Origin of the sequence: Leisingera aquaemixtae (assembly GCF_019801145.1) — a bacterium.
GTDB lineage: Bacteria > Pseudomonadota > Alphaproteobacteria > Rhodobacterales > Rhodobacteraceae > Leisingera > Leisingera aquaemixtae_A.
Window position 1 is genome coordinate 195,243 of record NZ_JAHVJQ010000001.1, and the last position, 14,537, is coordinate 209,779.

The following is a 14,537-nucleotide window of genomic DNA, read 5'->3' on the forward strand; positions in this document are numbered from 1 at the left end:
TGTATCTCCGGACACATCGCATTTCAATACCGGGAAGTCTGCACCCAAAATCGTTTAAAACTGCAGCGGCAGCCGCCCTTTTAGAAGCTCTTTGAACAATAATTGAGAGGGGGCCGAAAACAGTGACTATAAGTCTGCTGCACGTAGCGCGAATGCGTAAGGAGAAGACGTTTCAGGTTTGGGGATTTTAGATTGGATTGTAGAGATCAGCTTCGCACCGCCTAGTCCTGCAATTGCACCTAGAACTGTCCCTGGTATTCCTCCAGCGGCAGCTCCGGCGACGGCGGTAGTAATGGCTACAGCATACTCCAATGTTACCAATCCACCTTTGGCTACACTGGCTTGAGCCTTCGTTATGTACCCGTCAAGCTCATCTTCAAGCCGAGCTTGAGCTTGCAGAAGTGGTTCTTCTTCATCGCTCAGGCTCTGGTATTTTGCGCTCAGTTCATTCAATGCATAATGCACGCTTCGAAGGGCACTTAGGTTGTTTTCCCGGAACTCAATGATTTTCTTTGGGTTCACTGTTCCACTTGGTACGGGAAGCTTTTTCGCAAGTTGCATATGAAGCGCACTTTGACGCGAAACGCCCAAGTCTTCCGAGAGTATGGACAGGTTGGAAATGTTGCCCTCCTCCTCGACCGGAAGCAACGCCCAGTTTTCTCCAGGTGTGTTGCGTTTGGTTTCGTACAGACGGAGTAACCGCTTATTATTGAGCTGAGTGGAGTAGCTTACCGCGCTCATCGTTTCAAAGTACTGGGGGATGCCTATGAGATCTTCCTTGTGCAGGGCTATCAACTTCTCAGAGTAGGGCGTCTGAATAAGCCGTGGATTCGTAAGAAGCGGCGCAGCTACATCTTCCCAATACAGCAAAGCTCGGTTGAGGTTGCTTGACAGCAGCACGTCTCCAGGCATGTAAAAGGAATCCTCTGAACTGATGGAGATCGGAGGCAGAATAACACCGTTTTTCAGCAAGCTTTTGGTCTCCTGTAAGCCTAGACGCCACACGTGGACATACCCACTATGTTCAGAAAGTTGCAGAATTCAGTTCCAGGTTCAAAGGGCAATTACTAGTGCTCTGATTTTCCTAACGTCATGTTTTTTAAGAGCTAACTGTGAACTGGGAAGCAGGCGCCAACTTCACAGCTTATTTCCAAGTTCGGGAACAGGAGTTCAGAAGCCTTCTGGCCGCCGTATTCTCCTTAAAACCATATTCTACGGGCGTTTCAGGGGGGGGAGCAGTTTGCAATGGGAGATGTCCTTGATCAGCCTTCAGGCGCCATATGGGCAAATTTGCCGAGTTTTGAAGGACAAAGGCTCCTGGCGGCACTCCGTGCTCATCTCCCCTAAAAGCCCTTCTTTCTACTGCTCAATCCGGGTTCTTCCGAGTTCTTCCTGCCTCTTCCGGTTACTGCAGTGTCAAGTGTCTCCTAACAGGCGCAGAAGCGAAGGCCGGAACGCAATGACGACGGGGAACAAGCGCGGTTATGCTCCGGTTGCGACACCGGATGAGGGAGGTTGCAGCGGAAACCTTCCGCTGCCGGGACCGGTCCAAACCGCGGACTGGTCCAGGCATCCCCGGACAACAAGATACTCAGTAAACCAAAAAAGCTCCGCAACGGGTGCATAACCGTAACGTTAACATTAGCTTAAAATTGGATGTTAACCTATTCGGGTATTCCTGACCCAAGGTAAACCTGTGCGGCAGCGCGGCAATTCGGCCATTGACGCGCCCGGGCCGGCGGCACAGTCTCTGTCCATGAAGACTGGCCTGACGATTTTCCGCATTCCCCGCCCCTATGACTCTGACCTTGGCGCCGAGGCGCGCGCGCTGGTGCCGGCCCTGTCCAGCGATCTGGCGGATCTGGTGGCGGGGGCCTGCGGCTCCAGTCCTTACCTGAAAGAGCTGACAGACCGCGAGGCGGATTGGCTGCCTGAGGCGCTGGAGGACCCGCAAGGCGCGCTGCAGAAGGTTTTTGCGGACTGCCGCGCGCTGGAAGCGGCGCAGCTGAAACCGGGGTTGCGCCAGGCCAAGCGGCGGCTGGCGCTCTTGACCGCGCTCTGCGACCTCTCGGGCGGCTGGAGCCTGGAGCAGGTGACCGGGGCGCTTACCGATTTCGGGGCGCTTTGCGCAGACGTTGCGGCCAAGGCGGAGATCGCCAGCCTGATCCGCCGCAAGAAGCTGCCGGGCCTCACGGAGGACGACGTGGAGACCGCGGGCGGGCTGACCATCCTGGCGATGGGCAAGATGGGCGCGCATGAGCTGAACTACAGCTCCGACATCGACCTGATCTGCCTGTTCGACGAAACCCGTTTCGACCCGGATGATTTCTATGAGGCGCGCCAGGGAATGGTGCGCGCGACCAAGAACATGTGCGCCGCTCTCAGCGACCGCACCGGTGACGGCTATGTGTTCCGCACCGACCTGCGGCTGCGCCCGGACCCGGCGGTCACGCCCGTCTGCCTGGCGATGGAAGCGGCGGAGCGCTACTACGAAAGCCTGGGCCGCACCTGGGAGCGCGCCGCCTATATCAAGGCGCGCCCCTGCGCCGGCGATATCGCCGCGGGGGAACGGTTCCTGAATTCCCTGCGCCCCTTTGTCTGGCGGCGGCACCTGGACTTTGCCGCGATCCAGGACGCCCACGACATCCGCCTGCGCATCCGCGAGAGCAAGGGCACCGGCGGTGCCCTCCACGTGCCGGGCCACGATATGAAGTTGGGCCGCGGCGGCATCCGCGAGATCGAGTTTTTCACCCAGACCCGCCAGCTGATCGCCGGCGGGCGCGACGAGTCCCTGCGGCTGCGCGGCACTGTTGAAGGGCTGGCGGCGCTGGCGGACAAGGGGTGGGTGCCGCCGGAAGTGGCCCAAACCCTCAGCGCCCATTACCGCGCCCACCGCGAGGTCGAGCACCGCATTCAGATGGTGCATGACGCCCAGACCCACCGGATGCCGAAATCCGAGGACGGCATCGCCCGCATTGCCTGCCTGATGGACCGTGATCCGGCGGATCTGCAGGCCGAAATCAAGACCCGCCTGCAAGAGGTGCATGAGCTGACCGAGGGGTTCTTCTCCCCCGGCGCGGCCCCGCCCCCGGCAGCGCTGCCGGAGGAAACCGCGGAGCTGGACGGCGCCATTATCGCCCGCTGGCCCACCTATCCGGCGCTGCGCTCGTCGCGCGGCGCGCGCATCTTCGAGGGGCTGAAGCCGGAGCTTCTGTCCCGCGTTGCCAAGACCGCCAAGCCCGCCGAAACCCTGCTTGCGCTGGACGGCTTTCTGGCCGGGCTGCCTGCGGGCGTCCAGCTGTTCTCGCTCTTGGGCGCCAATCCGCAGCTCATCGACCTGCTGGTCGACATTGCCGGCACCTCGCGCGATCTGGCCTCCTTCCTGTCGCGCAACTCCGCCGTTTTTGATGCGGTGATCGGCGGCTCCTTCTTCGATCCCTGGCCGGGAGCGGAGAAGCTGCGGGCAGAGCTGGCAACGCGGCTGCAGCAGGAGGACGACTATGAAACCCGGTTGGACGCCACCCGCCGCTGGTGCAAGGAATGGCATTTCCGCATCGGCGTGCATCATTTGCGCGGGCTGATCGACGGCCACCAGGCGGGCGCCCAATATGCGGAACTGGCAGAGGTGGTGATCGCCGGGATTTCGCCGGAGGTGGTAGCGCATTTCGCCAAGAAACACGGGCCGCCGCCGGGCCGCGGCGCCGCGGTGCTGGCGATGGGCTCGATGGGGGCCGGGCAGATCAATTCGCAGTCCGACCTCGACCTGATCGTGATCTACGACCCGGCAGGAGTGGACATGTCGGAAGGCAAGCGCCCGCTGGCCACTCGCCCCTATTTCGCCCGCCTGACCCAGGCCTTTGTCACTGCGCTGTCGGCGCCGATGGCGCAGGGCCGTCTTTACGAGGTCGACATGCGCCTGCGCCCCTCCGGCACCCAGGGCCCTGTTGCGGTCAGCCTGGCGGGGTTCACGCTCTACCAGCAGAACGAGGCCTGGGTGTGGGAGCATCTGGCCCTGACCCGCGCCCGCACCATCGCAGGCGATGCCAGCCTGACCGCAGAGATCGAGGATTTCCGCACCGGCTTCCTGTCGGAGCCGCGCGAGTGCGGCAAGGTCCTGCGCGAGGTGGCTAAGATGCGTGAGCGACTTGCTGCGGCCAAGACACCCGCGGGGGTCTGGGACGCCAAGAACGGCCCCGGGCGGATGATGGACATCGAATTGCTGTCGCAGGCCGGCACCCTTACCTCCGGCTCGGCGGCCCGCGATGTGGCCTCCGGCCTCAAGGGCGCTGTCGCTGCCGGGTGGCTGAATGACGCGGATGCAGAATACCTCGCCGCCGGTTACCGGCTATTCTGGTCGGTGCAATGCGCAGCGCGGCTGCTCTCCGGCAAGGCCATCGAGGCCGAAACCATGGGGGAGGGCGGGGCGCAGTTCCTCTGCCGCACCACCGGCTATGCCCGGCTGGAGACGCTGGAGCAGGAACTGCAGGACCGCTACAGCCGCTGTGCTGCGCTGATTGGCGAAACCTTGGAAAGGGAAGCGGCGGATGAAGAAGGGCAGCACTGAACAGGACCCGCGCGGTCTGATCTACGAGGCCTACCGGATCGAGGGCATCACCGATGCCCAGTGCCGCAGCATCTTTTTCGACTGGGCGCTGGGCATGGACGCCGCCCGCGACAGCCGCACCGACATCCAGGTGCTGCTGGCGCTGTACGGCGATGCCCAGCCGGAGCACCCGATGACGACGGTGCTGCGCGACGGCCTGCAAGGCGCTGAAAAGCCGCGCCGCCGCGGCGGCTGGCGCTCGCGCGAGCGGTAAGGGCAGCACCGCAGCGCGGAAGTTCCCAAGGACAGGGGTCACGCGGCCCCTTTTCCTGTTCCGGGCTTAGGGATAAGAGGGGCTCATGACAGCCTCCTCCGATGCGCTCCAGCGCCCCCGCGTGAAAATGAAGCCCAAGTCCAACGCCCGCGCCATCCGGCACGGGTTTCCCTGGGTTTATGCCAACGAACTGGTGACCGACCGCCGCACCCGCAAGCTGGCACCCGGCACCCTTGCGGTGCTGGAGGATGAGGCGCAGCGCCCGCTGGGGCTGGTTTCGGTGAACCCGGAAAGCAAGATCATCGCCCGGATGCTCGATCGCGATCCGGAGGCGGTAATTGATCAGGCCTGGTTTGCCGCCCGCCTGTCACGTGCGCTGGAAATGCGCGAGCAGCTCTATGATGCGCCGTTCTATCGTCTGGTTCATGCCGAATCCGACGGCCTGCCCGGCGTGGTGATCGACCGCTTTGGCGCAGCTTGCGTGGTGCAGCCCAACGCCGCCTGGGCCGAGGCGCATCTGGACCTGCTCACCGCCGCTTTGGCCGAGGTAACCCGCGCAGAGGTGATCCTGAAAAACGCCTCTGGCCGCACCCGCGGGCTGGAAGGTCTGGATGACGTGAACCAAACCCTGCTGGGTGAGGCCCCCGCCGCGCCGCTGCCGGTGGTGATGAACGGCGCCACCTATATGGCCGACCTCACCGGCGGCCAGAAAACCGGGCTGTTCTTCGACCAGCGCGAAAACCACGCTTTTGCCGCCCGCCTTACTGCGCCGGGCGCCAAGGTGCTGGATGTGTTTTCCCACGTCGGCGGATTTGGACTGGCGATGCTGGCAGGCGGGGCAGGTCAGGCGACCTGCGTTGACGGCTCCGCCGCGGCGCTGGACCTGGCCGCACAGGGCGCCGAGGCTGCCGGAGTTCAGGACAAATTCACCGCCCGCCAGGGCGACGCCTTCGACGTGCTGGCGGCGCTGGGGGAAGAGGGCGAAACTTTCGACGTCGTCATCTGCGACCCGCCCGCCTTTGCGCCCTCCAAACAGGCGCTTGAGGCCGGCCTGCGGGCTTATGAGCGCGTGGCCAAACTGGCGGCGCCGCTGGTCAAGCCGGGCGGCTACCTCGGCCTCTGCTCCTGCTCGCACGCCGCCGATCTCTCCAGGTTCCGCAACGCCTCGGCCCGTGGCATCGGCAAGGCAGGCCGCCGCGGTGCGCTGATCCACACCGGATACGCAGGCCCCGACCACCCGCAGCTGCCGCAGCTGGCCGAAAGCGGTTATCTGAAGGCCGTGTTCTTCCGGCTGGACTGACGCGGGTGAAGCTGCTCCTCGACACTTGCGTCCTCTACCCGACGGTGATGCGGGAAATGCTGCTGGGCGCGGCGCGTCTCGGCCATTTCACCCCGCTCTGGTCCGCGCGGATCCTGGGCGAATGGGAACGGGCTGCGCTGAAACTCGGCCCCGCGGGCGCGGCGCAGGCCACGGCAGAGATTGCGCTGATCCGCGCCAACTGGCCCAAGGCGGAGGTCGCCCCCGCGCCGGGCATCGAATCCCGCCTCTGGCTGCCCGACAGCGCGGATACCCATGTGCTGGCCGCAGCTATCGCAGGCCACGCCGACGCCATCGTCACCGTCAACAACAAGGACTTTCCGCGCCACACGCTGGCAGAGGAAGGACTGGAGCGCCTCGGCCCGGACGAACTGCTCTATGGCTTCTGGCTGCAGAACGGTGCTGGCATGGAAGCGCTGGGGGCAGAGGTGCTGGCAGAAGCCAACCGCCTGTCCGGCGGCAGCTGGGAAATCCGCCCGCTGCTGAAGAAAGCCCGGCTGCCGCGGCTGGCCAAGGCTCTCTCTTCTTCTTTGTAAGAATACTCCGGGGAGTTTGAGGGGCCGGCCCCTCAACTCTGCTGCTGCCTCAGCCCTTGGCCCATTTCGCCTCCAGCCGCTCCAGCGCGGCGATGCGCTCTTCGGTCTTGGGATGGCTCATCAGCCAGGCCGGGGCCATGCCCGCCCGTTGCTGGGTCAGTGCTTCCAGCTTGGTAAACAGGCTTTTCTGCGGCGCCAGTCCGATGCCTGCCTTGGTCAGCAGCGCGGCGGCGTATTCATCGGCCTCATATTCATCGCCGCGCGATAGCCTTGCTGCCAGCAAAGATGTCAGCACCCCGGCAATCCACGGTCCGATAAAGGGGATGTAGCGGCCCAGGATCATCATCAGCGCGGTGCGCAACGCATTCTGGCCGGAGAAGTCGATCATTCGCTTTTTCGCATGCCCCAGCGCCACATGGCCCAGCTCATGTGCAATAACCGAGGCCATTTCCTCGGCGCTGACGTCGCCGTTCTGGTACTTGCGGTAAAAGCCGCGGGTGATGAAAATCCGCCCGTCCGGCGCCGCCAGCCCGTTCACTGGATCGACCTCGTAGATATGTACCGGGATGCGAGCCACGTTCAGCGCCGCTGCCAGCCGGTCCGTCAGCTGTTTCAGCCTGGGGTCCGCCAGTTCGGTTGAGCGCTGGTCCAGCTCCCGGTGGGTGCGCCAGACGGAAATCCGGTACATCACAAGGCCATAGGCAACGGCCAGCAGAATGGGCAGAAGGCGCAGCATGGCACAGATATGGGCGGAAACACCGGCGGCAGCAAGGGCCTGCGCCCGCGAAGCCTTGCATTCTGCGCAGGCCGCCATGCAAAATCCGCACTCGCCGCGGCACATCGCATCCTTTAAGGGGAGGCTTCCCAAAGGCTCCAGATAACAACGGCTTCCGGCTCATGGCACCGCTCTCTCAGCTCCGCAATATCGCCGACACCGGCGAGACCCTGCACCGCAGCGGCTGCGCACCCTACAAGATCGAGAAGTACCTGCAGTTCTTTGCCAGGAAACAGGGCATCAATGTGATCGTGCAGGCCACCCCCACCTCGATCTCCTGCCAGTTCCCGGACGAGGACAACCAGTTCATCATCCGCCGCCTGGAGCCCGCGCAGATCAACCTCAGCCTGCTGGCGCGCACCATCATCCGCATCAACGCGGTCGAGGACCCGGGGATCGAGGAGCCGGGGCGCTACCCCGGCTGGCTGATCATGCTGGCCAATATAGCCATCCCGCCGGCTTTCCTGACCTTGATCGGCAGCGCGCTCACTACCATCGCCCTGTCGGCGGTCTTGGGCTTCCTGGTCTGGCTCTGCCAGCTGTTCTGCCGCGGCGACCGGGTGATCCTGGTGGAGTTTCTGTCGGCTCTGGTCGCGGGGCTGGCGGTCTCGCTGGTCAGCAGCATGGGGGTGGAGGTGCCGGTCTGGGGCACCTGCATTGCCGCCATCGTGCTGTTCGTGCCGGGGCTGTCGATTGCCAACTCGCTGGAATGCCTTGCTTTCAACGACGTGATCTCCGGCTCCAGCCTGTTTGCCCAGTCGATCTTCGTGCTGATGAAACTGTTCATCGGCATCTACATCGGCGTCAGCATCGGTGCAGCACTTTGGGGGGCAACGCCGCATGTGGAGAATGTGAACGGGGTCCTGTGGTGGATGCCCTATCTGGCGCTGCCGGCGCTGTCGTTCTCGATCGGGGTGATCTTCAACGCCCGGATGGTCGACATCCTGCGGGCGCTGCCGGTCACCGTGCTGGGCATGTGGGGACCGCTGTACCTGGGCTTCGGCGGCGGCTGGATCGTCGGCACCTGGGTTACTGCCATGTGCATCACGCTTTACGGCACCTGGCTTGCCAAGACGCTGAACCTCACCGGCGCCATCTATATCGTGCAGGGCATTCTGATCCTGGTCCCCGGCAGCCGGGTGCTGATGAGCGCCACCCAGTCGCTGTTCAACGAGACCCTGATGGCGGATGCCAGCATCGGCCTGTCGGCGCTGCTGATGTTCTCGGCCATCGTGGCGGGGCAGGTGACGGCGCTGGCGCTCTATTCACAGAAGAACCGCAACCTCGCCAGCTAGGCGCTGCGCTCGGCCGGCGGCAGCTCCCACTCACCTCCGGGCAGCGGCGCGTCCGAGGCCGAGGGCCAGCCGCTGGCGGTCACTGCATCCTGCAGCGCGGCGTAACACTCCGGGTCGATGCCGGGGCCTGCAAGGTCATCCATGATGGCATAGGTCTTCTCCAGCGGCAGTGCCGCGCGGTAGGGGCGGTCGGCGGTCAGCGCGTCAAAGATATCGGCCACCGCCATCACCCGCATCTCCTGCGTCAGCTGGCTGGCGTCCAGGCCATAGGGGTAGCCCTTGCCGTCCAGCCGCTCGTGATGCGCGGCGCTCACCTCCGCCAGTTCGCGGAAGGCGGCGATCCGGCTCAGCACCTCATGGCCCAGCACCGGGTGCTGCTTCATCAGGGCAAATTCCTCCTCCGTCATCTTGCCCGGCTTGTCGAGGATGGTGTTGGAGACCCCAAGCTTGCCGATGTCATGCAAGAGCGCGCCCCGCACCATCCAGCGGCGCCGTTCGGGGGAGTATCCCAGCTGGTCGCAGATCAGCCCGGTATAACGCGCCACCCGCTGCGAATGGCCGTGGGTAAACGGGCTCTTGGCGTCGATCACCAGCGAAAAGGCCCGCGCGATCTCATCCAGGTAATCCTCGTCCACCGGATGGATGTGGCGCGCGTGGCGGGTGGCAAACACCTCCGCTTCCAGCCCGGGATCTGTCAGCTCCTGCAGGAAACCCGGGCGCCGGATCACCGCGGTGAAGACCGGCACCAGATCCGGGTCGAACCAGCTGCCCGCGCGGGCCTCCAGTTCCGCCGCGGCGGCCTCTGCCCCTGCGCTGGCGGCAAAGACGTCCGCCACCTGCGCCATCAGCGCGATGCGCGAAAACAAGGGGATCGCCGCGCCAGTCAGGCCCTGCGGCTGGCCGCCGCCGTCCCAGTGCTCATCCAGGCTGGCGATGCCCTCCGCCACATCCTCGGAGAACCGCATCTGCCGGGCGATGCCGGCGCCGCGGTTGCAGCGGGTCTCGATCAACTCGCCTGCCAGCTGGCCGTTTCTGGCAATCACATGGCCCAGCGTTTTCAGCTTCTGCAGCGGGCTGGCCCCCAGCGCGGTGTTGCGCAGCAGGAATTCGATGCCCTGGCGGGTGCCGCTCACCGTCTTGAAGCTGTGTTTGAAGGACAGGTCGTCGGTCAGGTACAGCTGGCAGATGCGGGCGGCGTTGGAGCTGCACCCCAGATCCTTCAGCAGCAATGTGAAATACAGGTCGGAGCGCGCCTGCGGCGGCATCTCCAGCTCCCGCGCAACCTGCATGCCGATCCAGCAGCAGCGGACGCAATGGCCCTTGGGCTGGCCTTCGGTCAGATCCAGCGCATGGCTGAGCGCGCCCAGCAGCTCCCCCAGCTGCAGGGTATCCTGCGGCGTGGCGCGGGCGGGGCTGAAAGAGGGGTCCTGACGTGTCATGGGCCTTCTGCAGGTAAGATGCGGAAGGCCCATGACAGCACAGGCAGGCTTAACCTGCCCTTACCCCGGCGCAGGAAAGGGGCGGGGACTCTGCGCCGGAATTTAGTAAAACTGACCGCACAGGCGCGTCGGCCGGGCACCTGTGTTGCCGGTCAGTTGACGCCCAGCTTGCCGGGGAACTCTATGTTGATCTCAAGGCTCGACAGCTCGTCGCCGCGCTCCATGCGGATGTCGATCGCCTCGTCGCCGATCTGCATGTGGCGGCGGATCACTTCCAGGATCTCGCGCTGCAGCTGCGGCAGGCAGTCGGGGCGGGCGGCGCCGCCGCCGCTGCGCTCATGCGCCAGCAGGATCTGCAGCCGTTCCTTGGCGGTGCTGGCAGAGGCCTTGCGGGGGCGGAGGGAAAATCCGAACATCGCTTACACCGCCCGCCGGAACAGCCGCTGCAGCAAGCCGCGGCGCGGGTCTGCGGCAATCCGCATCTCGATCTGCTCTCCGATTAGCCGGCCCACCGCGTCCTCATAGGCGGCTGCCGCCGCAGAGGGGTCGTCCAGAACCACCGGCACGCCGAGGTTGGAGGCGCGCAGCACCGCCTTGCTTTCGGGGATGATCCCCAGCAGCGGTACCGCCAGAACCTCCAGCACGTCCTCCACCGTCATCATCTCGCCGCTGTCGACGCGGGCCTTGTCATGGCGGGTGATCAGCACCTGCGCCTTCACCGGCTCGGCGCCGGTCTTGCCGGCCCGCTCAGTGATGCTGTTGAGCAGCCCCAGCACCCGGTCGCTGTCACGCACCGAGGACACTTCGGGGTTGGTCACCACAATCGCCTCATCGGCGAAATGCATCGCCATCTGGGCGCCGCGCTCGATCCCTGCCGGGCTGTCGCAGATGATGTAGTCGAACTCCTTGCGCAGTTCATCCAGCACCTTCTCGACGCCGTCCTTGGTCAGCGCGTCCTTGTCGCGGGTTTGCGAGGTCGGCAGCACCGCCAGGTTCTCCAGCCGCCTGTCGCGGATCAGCGCCTGCTTCAGCTTGGCGTCGCCCTGAATGACGTTGATGAAGTCAAAGACCACCCGGCGCTCGCACCCCATGATCATGTCCAGGTTGCGCAATCCGACGTCGAAATCGATTACAACAGTCTTGTGGCCGCGCCGCGCCAGCTCGGCGCCCACCGCCGCCGAGGTTGTGGTCTTGCCGACGCCGCCCTTGCCCGAGGTGACAACGATCACCCGGCCCAGCGGTTCTTCCAATGTCAGGTCCTTGCTCATTACAGTGCCTCCACACACAGCCGGCCGTCGCGCAGGAATACCTGTGCTGCGCGGTTCAATAGCTCCGGCTCCAAATTCTCGTTCGTCCGGTACAGGCCCGCCACCGCCAGCAGCTCCGCATCCAGCCGCTGGCAGAAGATCCGCGCGCTCTCGTCGCCCTCGGCGCCGGCCATCGCGCGGCCTTTGAGCGGCCCGTAAACATGGATGCTGCCGCGCGCGATCAGCTCGGCGCCGGAACTGACTGGCCCGACCACCACCAGATCGCCGCCCTCAGCCACCACCGTCTGGCCGGAGCGCACCGGCCGGGTGATTAGCACATTCTCAGGCGGGCGCAATTTCTTGGGGATTTCCCGGCGTGTACCCGGTCCGGTGTTGAGAGGCGCATCCTTGCCGCTGGCAATGGCGATCAGCCCGGCATCCTCTGCCGCGGCCAGCTGGCCGGGGGTTGCGTTCTGCACCCCGAACACCGCCAGCCCGCGGCTGCGCAGGCTGTCTGCCAGCGCCCGCAGCTCTGCCGGGCGGCTCAGCCCGTGCGCCTGCGCCAGGTCCAGGATCAGCGGCGCGCCGTCAAAGAAATGCGGGCTCCAGCGCAGCTGCGCGTCCAGCGCGGCGTAAAAAGCCTGGTCCAGCGGCCCGTCCTCTGGCCGCAGCGCCACGGCGGTGAAATACCGGCCGCGGATCTGGAACGGTTTCACGCTTGCGGCAGGCGCACTGCCACGCGGTTTTATGTCTTGATGCGGCACGCTCACGCGATGCTCCTGCTCGGGATTGGCGGCCTTGTTTCGCCGCGCCTTTTTCCCTTGGGTAGCGTCTGGTGGGCAGGCCGTTCAACCGGCGCGGGGCGGCTTCGGCGGACAAGCGCCTGCGGCCGCTTCGGGCGGCGGATTTCCGCATATAATCTGCCTGAGGTTGCGCAGAAAAGGGTTGCCGTTCCCGCGGACGCCGCGCGGCCGCCCTGCGTCTGCCGCGCGGCTAAAGCGGCAGCGGCGCCGACCGGCCGGAGGTTTCCAGTTCCCAGCTGGCGGACCAGTCAGCACCCTGCCGCTCTAGGATCAGATAGTTCCGCTCCGCCACGTATCGCCCGGCCTGGCCGGGGATTTTGCGGATGCGGATGGGGTGGCCTGCCAGCGGAGCATCACCAAGCCAGGACAGCAGCCCCAGCACCCGGGCCCAGGCCCGTGGCGGCGCCCGGTGGGCAATGCCGGAGGCGACCAGCTGGTGCAGCACCTTGCCGCCGCCAAGCGCCATCTCGCCGCGTGTGGCCAGGTGGATCTCACCGGAGATGGCAGTGACCTGCTGGCCGTCGTGCGCCGCAATGTCCCGGGTCAGCCGCAGCATCCGCCGCCAGGAGGCCCGGTGCGCCCGGCTCTGCCACTGGTCGCGTAGGTCGTCCTCGTATTTCTGCATCCGCGGCGTCAGCACCATCAACAGCTCCAGCAGCGACAGCCGCGGCCCCAGCAGCGGCACGCTCGACAGGATCAGGCTGCGCCCGGCAAAGCGCTGCTCCGCCGCTGCCCTCATCATCCGCCAGCCGCCCCGCGCCATCACCCGGCGCCGGCTGCGCTCGGAACGCAGGTCGGGCGCCAGCAGCCGCAGCCCCGGCGCTTCGACGCGCCAGCCCAGATGGGTGCCTTCGGGATCGGCAAAGCGGGCGGGCAGGTCGCCGTCCGCACAGCCGTGCTGAAACAGCAGCGCCGCTTCCCGCGCGGCCGCAAACAGCGTCTGGCCGACCGGGGAATAGGTGCGCGAACGGCGCAAGGACCCCCAGCCGTCACAGATGTCGTGGTCGTCCCATTGCATCAGCGAGGGCACCCGGGCGGCGATCCAGGCAAACTCCGGTGTGCTGTAAGCCGCCAGATACCGCTGCAGGAAACGCTCTCGCAGGTGTCGGTGCAAAGAGACCAAGCCCTCTTGCGCGGGATCGCGCGGGATGCGCTCCGGCCAGTCCTGGCTCAAGGGATGGCCGCCGGTCACCTCATCCGCATAGACCTGATCGCCGCCGTGCAGGAGCAGCGAGAAGGGGGCGGCGCGGTGCTCCGCGCCCATCCGCGCCCACATGGCGTTGCGTTCGTCCCCGTCGCGGTCCAGGTCTCCGTGTTCCTCTCCGTTGCAGGAGGCAAAGGCGATCCGCAGGTCGCCGCCGAACCCGCCGGCCAGCTCAAAGCGCGTGCCGTTCCATTGATAGGCGGTAGGGCAGCCCGCCGGCAGGCTGAACCGCGCCCGCAGCACCGTATGGGTGCTGTACTCCGCCAGCGGTGCGGGCTGCGCTTCACCGCCGTCCAGCTCAACAGGCGGCAGAGCCGTGCCTTTGGGCGCAATGAACAAAGCGGCCAGATGCATCCGGCCATCGCGCAGATCATCAAGGATCAGAATGGGTCCGGTGACCGGGCTTGTTGTACGGGTGCTGCTGCTCATGCCGTCACAGCACCTAGGTTCGGTCGGTGGCGCAATCAACCGCTGGCGGCATTACTTTGTGCGGTGGCCGGAGTCTGCGGCAGAAATGCCGGTGGCGCTTCCTGGGCGGGTATGGTCAGACTGCCCGCAGATTGCCCCTGCCGCCTCCGGCCCGCCCGCAGGCGCCGATTTTTCAGGAGATTTGACATGCAATGGAGTTTTCTCGCCGCCGCCTTTCTGGCTGCCCTGTGGATGATTGTTCATGCCTTTGTTGGAGGCCGTGAATGCGCCCGTCCCTTGGCGCAGGACCGGCAGCTGCCGGATGTAGTGCGCGAGACCACCTTGCTGTGCTGGCATCTGGTCACCGGCTGCCTGGGGCTGATGGCCCTGTTCCTGTTCCTCGGCGCCCGCGGTGCAGAGGGGATGGCGGTGGCCGGAACTGCAATGGCCGCGATGATGGCGGCGGTTGGCCTGCTGCTGCCGCCGCTGCGCCGGGCGCGCTACGGCCTGCTGCCGCAGGGCTGGCTGTTTGTGCCTGTGGCAGCTCTGGGTGCCTGGGGGCTGGCGGGCAGTTAACGCCAGATCAAACACCAGGACGGCCCTCCCGCCCGTCCAGCGTGCATGTGGCATGCCCGCCTCCCGGTTGGGCCAGGCGCCGGAGCCGCGGCTCCGGCGCGTATCCTGCCCGTAGGGCA

13 protein-coding genes are annotated in these 14,537 nt (G+C 65.4%); 6 read left to right on the forward strand and 7 right to left on the reverse strand.

What is annotated here, in order from left to right:
• Positions 1 to 126 precede the first annotated feature (126 nt).
• Entirely contained in the window at positions 127 to 972 is an 846-nt protein-coding gene (locus KUW17_RS00945; RefSeq protein ID WP_222475250.1) for a DUF6236 family protein, read from the reverse strand.
• Between the two features lie 784 nt (positions 973 to 1,756).
• Between KUW17_RS00945 and KUW17_RS00950 the strand changes: the two genes are divergently transcribed.
• The 4 genes from KUW17_RS00950 to KUW17_RS00965 all read left to right on the forward strand — a co-directional run bounded on the left by KUW17_RS00950 (position 1,757) and on the right by KUW17_RS00965 (position 6,671).
• A complete protein-coding gene (locus tag KUW17_RS00950) occupies positions 1,757 to 4,564 on the forward strand; it encodes a glutamine-synthetase adenylyltransferase (RefSeq protein ID WP_222475252.1) in 2,808 nt (935 codons plus the stop codon).
• Positions 4,545 to 4,817 carry a hypothetical protein gene (locus KUW17_RS00955; protein WP_222475253.1) on the forward strand — a complete coding sequence of 91 codons (273 nt, stop codon included), beginning with the start codon at positions 4,545 to 4,547 and terminating at the stop codon, positions 4,815 to 4,817. The genes KUW17_RS00950 and KUW17_RS00955 overlap by 20 nt, the downstream gene beginning before the upstream one ends.
• 85 nt (positions 4,818 to 4,902) lie before the next feature.
• Positions 4,903 to 6,117: an RSP_2647 family RNA methyltransferase gene (locus KUW17_RS00960; protein WP_222475255.1), complete on the forward strand. Its 1,215-nt coding sequence runs from the start codon at positions 4,903 to 4,905 to the stop codon at positions 6,115 to 6,117.
• 5 nt (positions 6,118 to 6,122) lie between these two features.
• A complete protein-coding gene (locus KUW17_RS00965) occupies positions 6,123 to 6,671 on the forward strand; it encodes an RSP_2648 family PIN domain-containing protein (protein WP_222475257.1) in 549 nt (182 codons plus the stop codon).
• A gap of 49 nt (positions 6,672 to 6,720) precedes the next feature.
• Here the strand turns inward: KUW17_RS00965 and KUW17_RS00970 are convergent, their stop codons facing one another.
• Positions 6,721 to 7,407 carry a M48 family metallopeptidase gene (locus KUW17_RS00970; protein WP_222475258.1) on the reverse strand — a complete coding sequence of 229 codons (687 nt, stop codon included), beginning with the start codon at positions 7,405 to 7,407 and terminating at the stop codon, positions 6,721 to 6,723.
• Between the two features lie 161 nt (positions 7,408 to 7,568).
• Here KUW17_RS00970 and KUW17_RS00975 point away from each other — a divergent pair, with 161 nt between their 5' ends.
• Positions 7,569 to 8,741, forward strand: coding sequence for a threonine/serine exporter ThrE family protein (locus KUW17_RS00975; RefSeq protein ID WP_222475259.1), 1,173 nt, complete (start codon positions 7,569 to 7,571; stop codon positions 8,739 to 8,741).
• On the opposite strand, the gene KUW17_RS00980 is transcribed toward KUW17_RS00975, so the two are convergent.
• The 5 genes from KUW17_RS00980 to KUW17_RS01000 form a co-directional block, all read right to left on the reverse strand.
• Positions 8,738 to 10,180: an HD-GYP domain-containing protein gene (locus KUW17_RS00980; RefSeq protein ID WP_222475260.1), complete on the reverse strand. Its 1,443-nt coding sequence runs from the start codon at positions 10,178 to 10,180 to the stop codon at positions 8,738 to 8,740. The two genes, KUW17_RS00975 and KUW17_RS00980, sit on opposite strands and share 4 nt — an antisense overlap.
• Positions 10,181 to 10,332: 152 nt before the next feature.
• Positions 10,333 to 10,596: a cell division topological specificity factor MinE gene (gene minE, locus KUW17_RS00985; protein WP_222475261.1), complete on the reverse strand. Its 264-nt coding sequence runs from the start codon at positions 10,594 to 10,596 to the stop codon at positions 10,333 to 10,335.
• 3 nt (positions 10,597 to 10,599) lie between these two features.
• Positions 10,600 to 11,418, reverse strand: a complete 819-nt coding sequence (minD, locus tag KUW17_RS00990; RefSeq protein WP_409996768.1) for a septum site-determining protein MinD — start codon at positions 11,416 to 11,418, stop codon at positions 10,600 to 10,602.
• A gap of 29 nt (positions 11,419 to 11,447) precedes the next feature.
• Entirely contained in the window at positions 11,448 to 12,197 is a 750-nt protein-coding gene (gene minC, locus KUW17_RS00995; protein WP_222475263.1) for a septum site-determining protein MinC, read from the reverse strand.
• Between the two features lie 223 nt (positions 12,198 to 12,420).
• Positions 12,421 to 13,863: an alkaline phosphatase D family protein gene (locus tag KUW17_RS01000; RefSeq protein WP_222475264.1), complete on the reverse strand. Its 1,443-nt coding sequence runs from the start codon at positions 13,861 to 13,863 to the stop codon at positions 12,421 to 12,423.
• Positions 13,864 to 14,049: 186 nt separating this feature from the next.
• Between KUW17_RS01000 and KUW17_RS01005 the strand changes: the two genes are divergently transcribed.
• Positions 14,050 to 14,418, forward strand: coding sequence for a hypothetical protein (locus KUW17_RS01005; protein WP_222475266.1), 369 nt, complete (start codon positions 14,050 to 14,052; stop codon positions 14,416 to 14,418).
• Positions 14,419 to 14,537 lie beyond the last annotated feature (119 nt).

What these genes read in the sequence shown, in the direction of transcription:
- KUW17_RS00980 (WP_222475260.1), bottom strand. Translation starts at nt 10,180, where the DNA reads ATGACACGTCAGGACCCCTCTTTCAGCCCCGCCCGCGCCACGCCGCAG.
- KUW17_RS00970 (WP_222475258.1), bottom strand. Translation starts at nt 7,407, where the DNA reads ATGCTGCGCCTTCTGCCCATTCTGCTGGCCGTTGCCTATGGCCTTGTG.
- KUW17_RS00960 (WP_222475255.1), top strand. Translation starts at nt 4,903, where the DNA reads ATGACAGCCTCCTCCGATGCGCTCCAGCGCCCCCGCGTGAAAATGAAG.
- KUW17_RS01005 (WP_222475266.1), top strand. Translation starts at nt 14,050, where the DNA reads ATGCAATGGAGTTTTCTCGCCGCCGCCTTTCTGGCTGCCCTGTGGATG.
- KUW17_RS00955 (WP_222475253.1), top strand. Translation starts at nt 4,545, where the DNA reads ATGAAGAAGGGCAGCACTGAACAGGACCCGCGCGGTCTGATCTACGAG.
- KUW17_RS00950 (WP_222475252.1), top strand. Translation starts at nt 1,757, where the DNA reads ATGAAGACTGGCCTGACGATTTTCCGCATTCCCCGCCCCTATGACTCT.
- KUW17_RS01000 (WP_222475264.1), bottom strand. Translation starts at nt 13,863, where the DNA reads ATGAGCAGCAGCACCCGTACAACAAGCCCGGTCACCGGACCCATTCTG.
- KUW17_RS00975 (WP_222475259.1), top strand. Translation starts at nt 7,569, where the DNA reads ATGGCACCGCTCTCTCAGCTCCGCAATATCGCCGACACCGGCGAGACC.
- minE (WP_222475261.1), bottom strand. Translation starts at nt 10,596, where the DNA reads ATGTTCGGATTTTCCCTCCGCCCCCGCAAGGCCTCTGCCAGCACCGCC.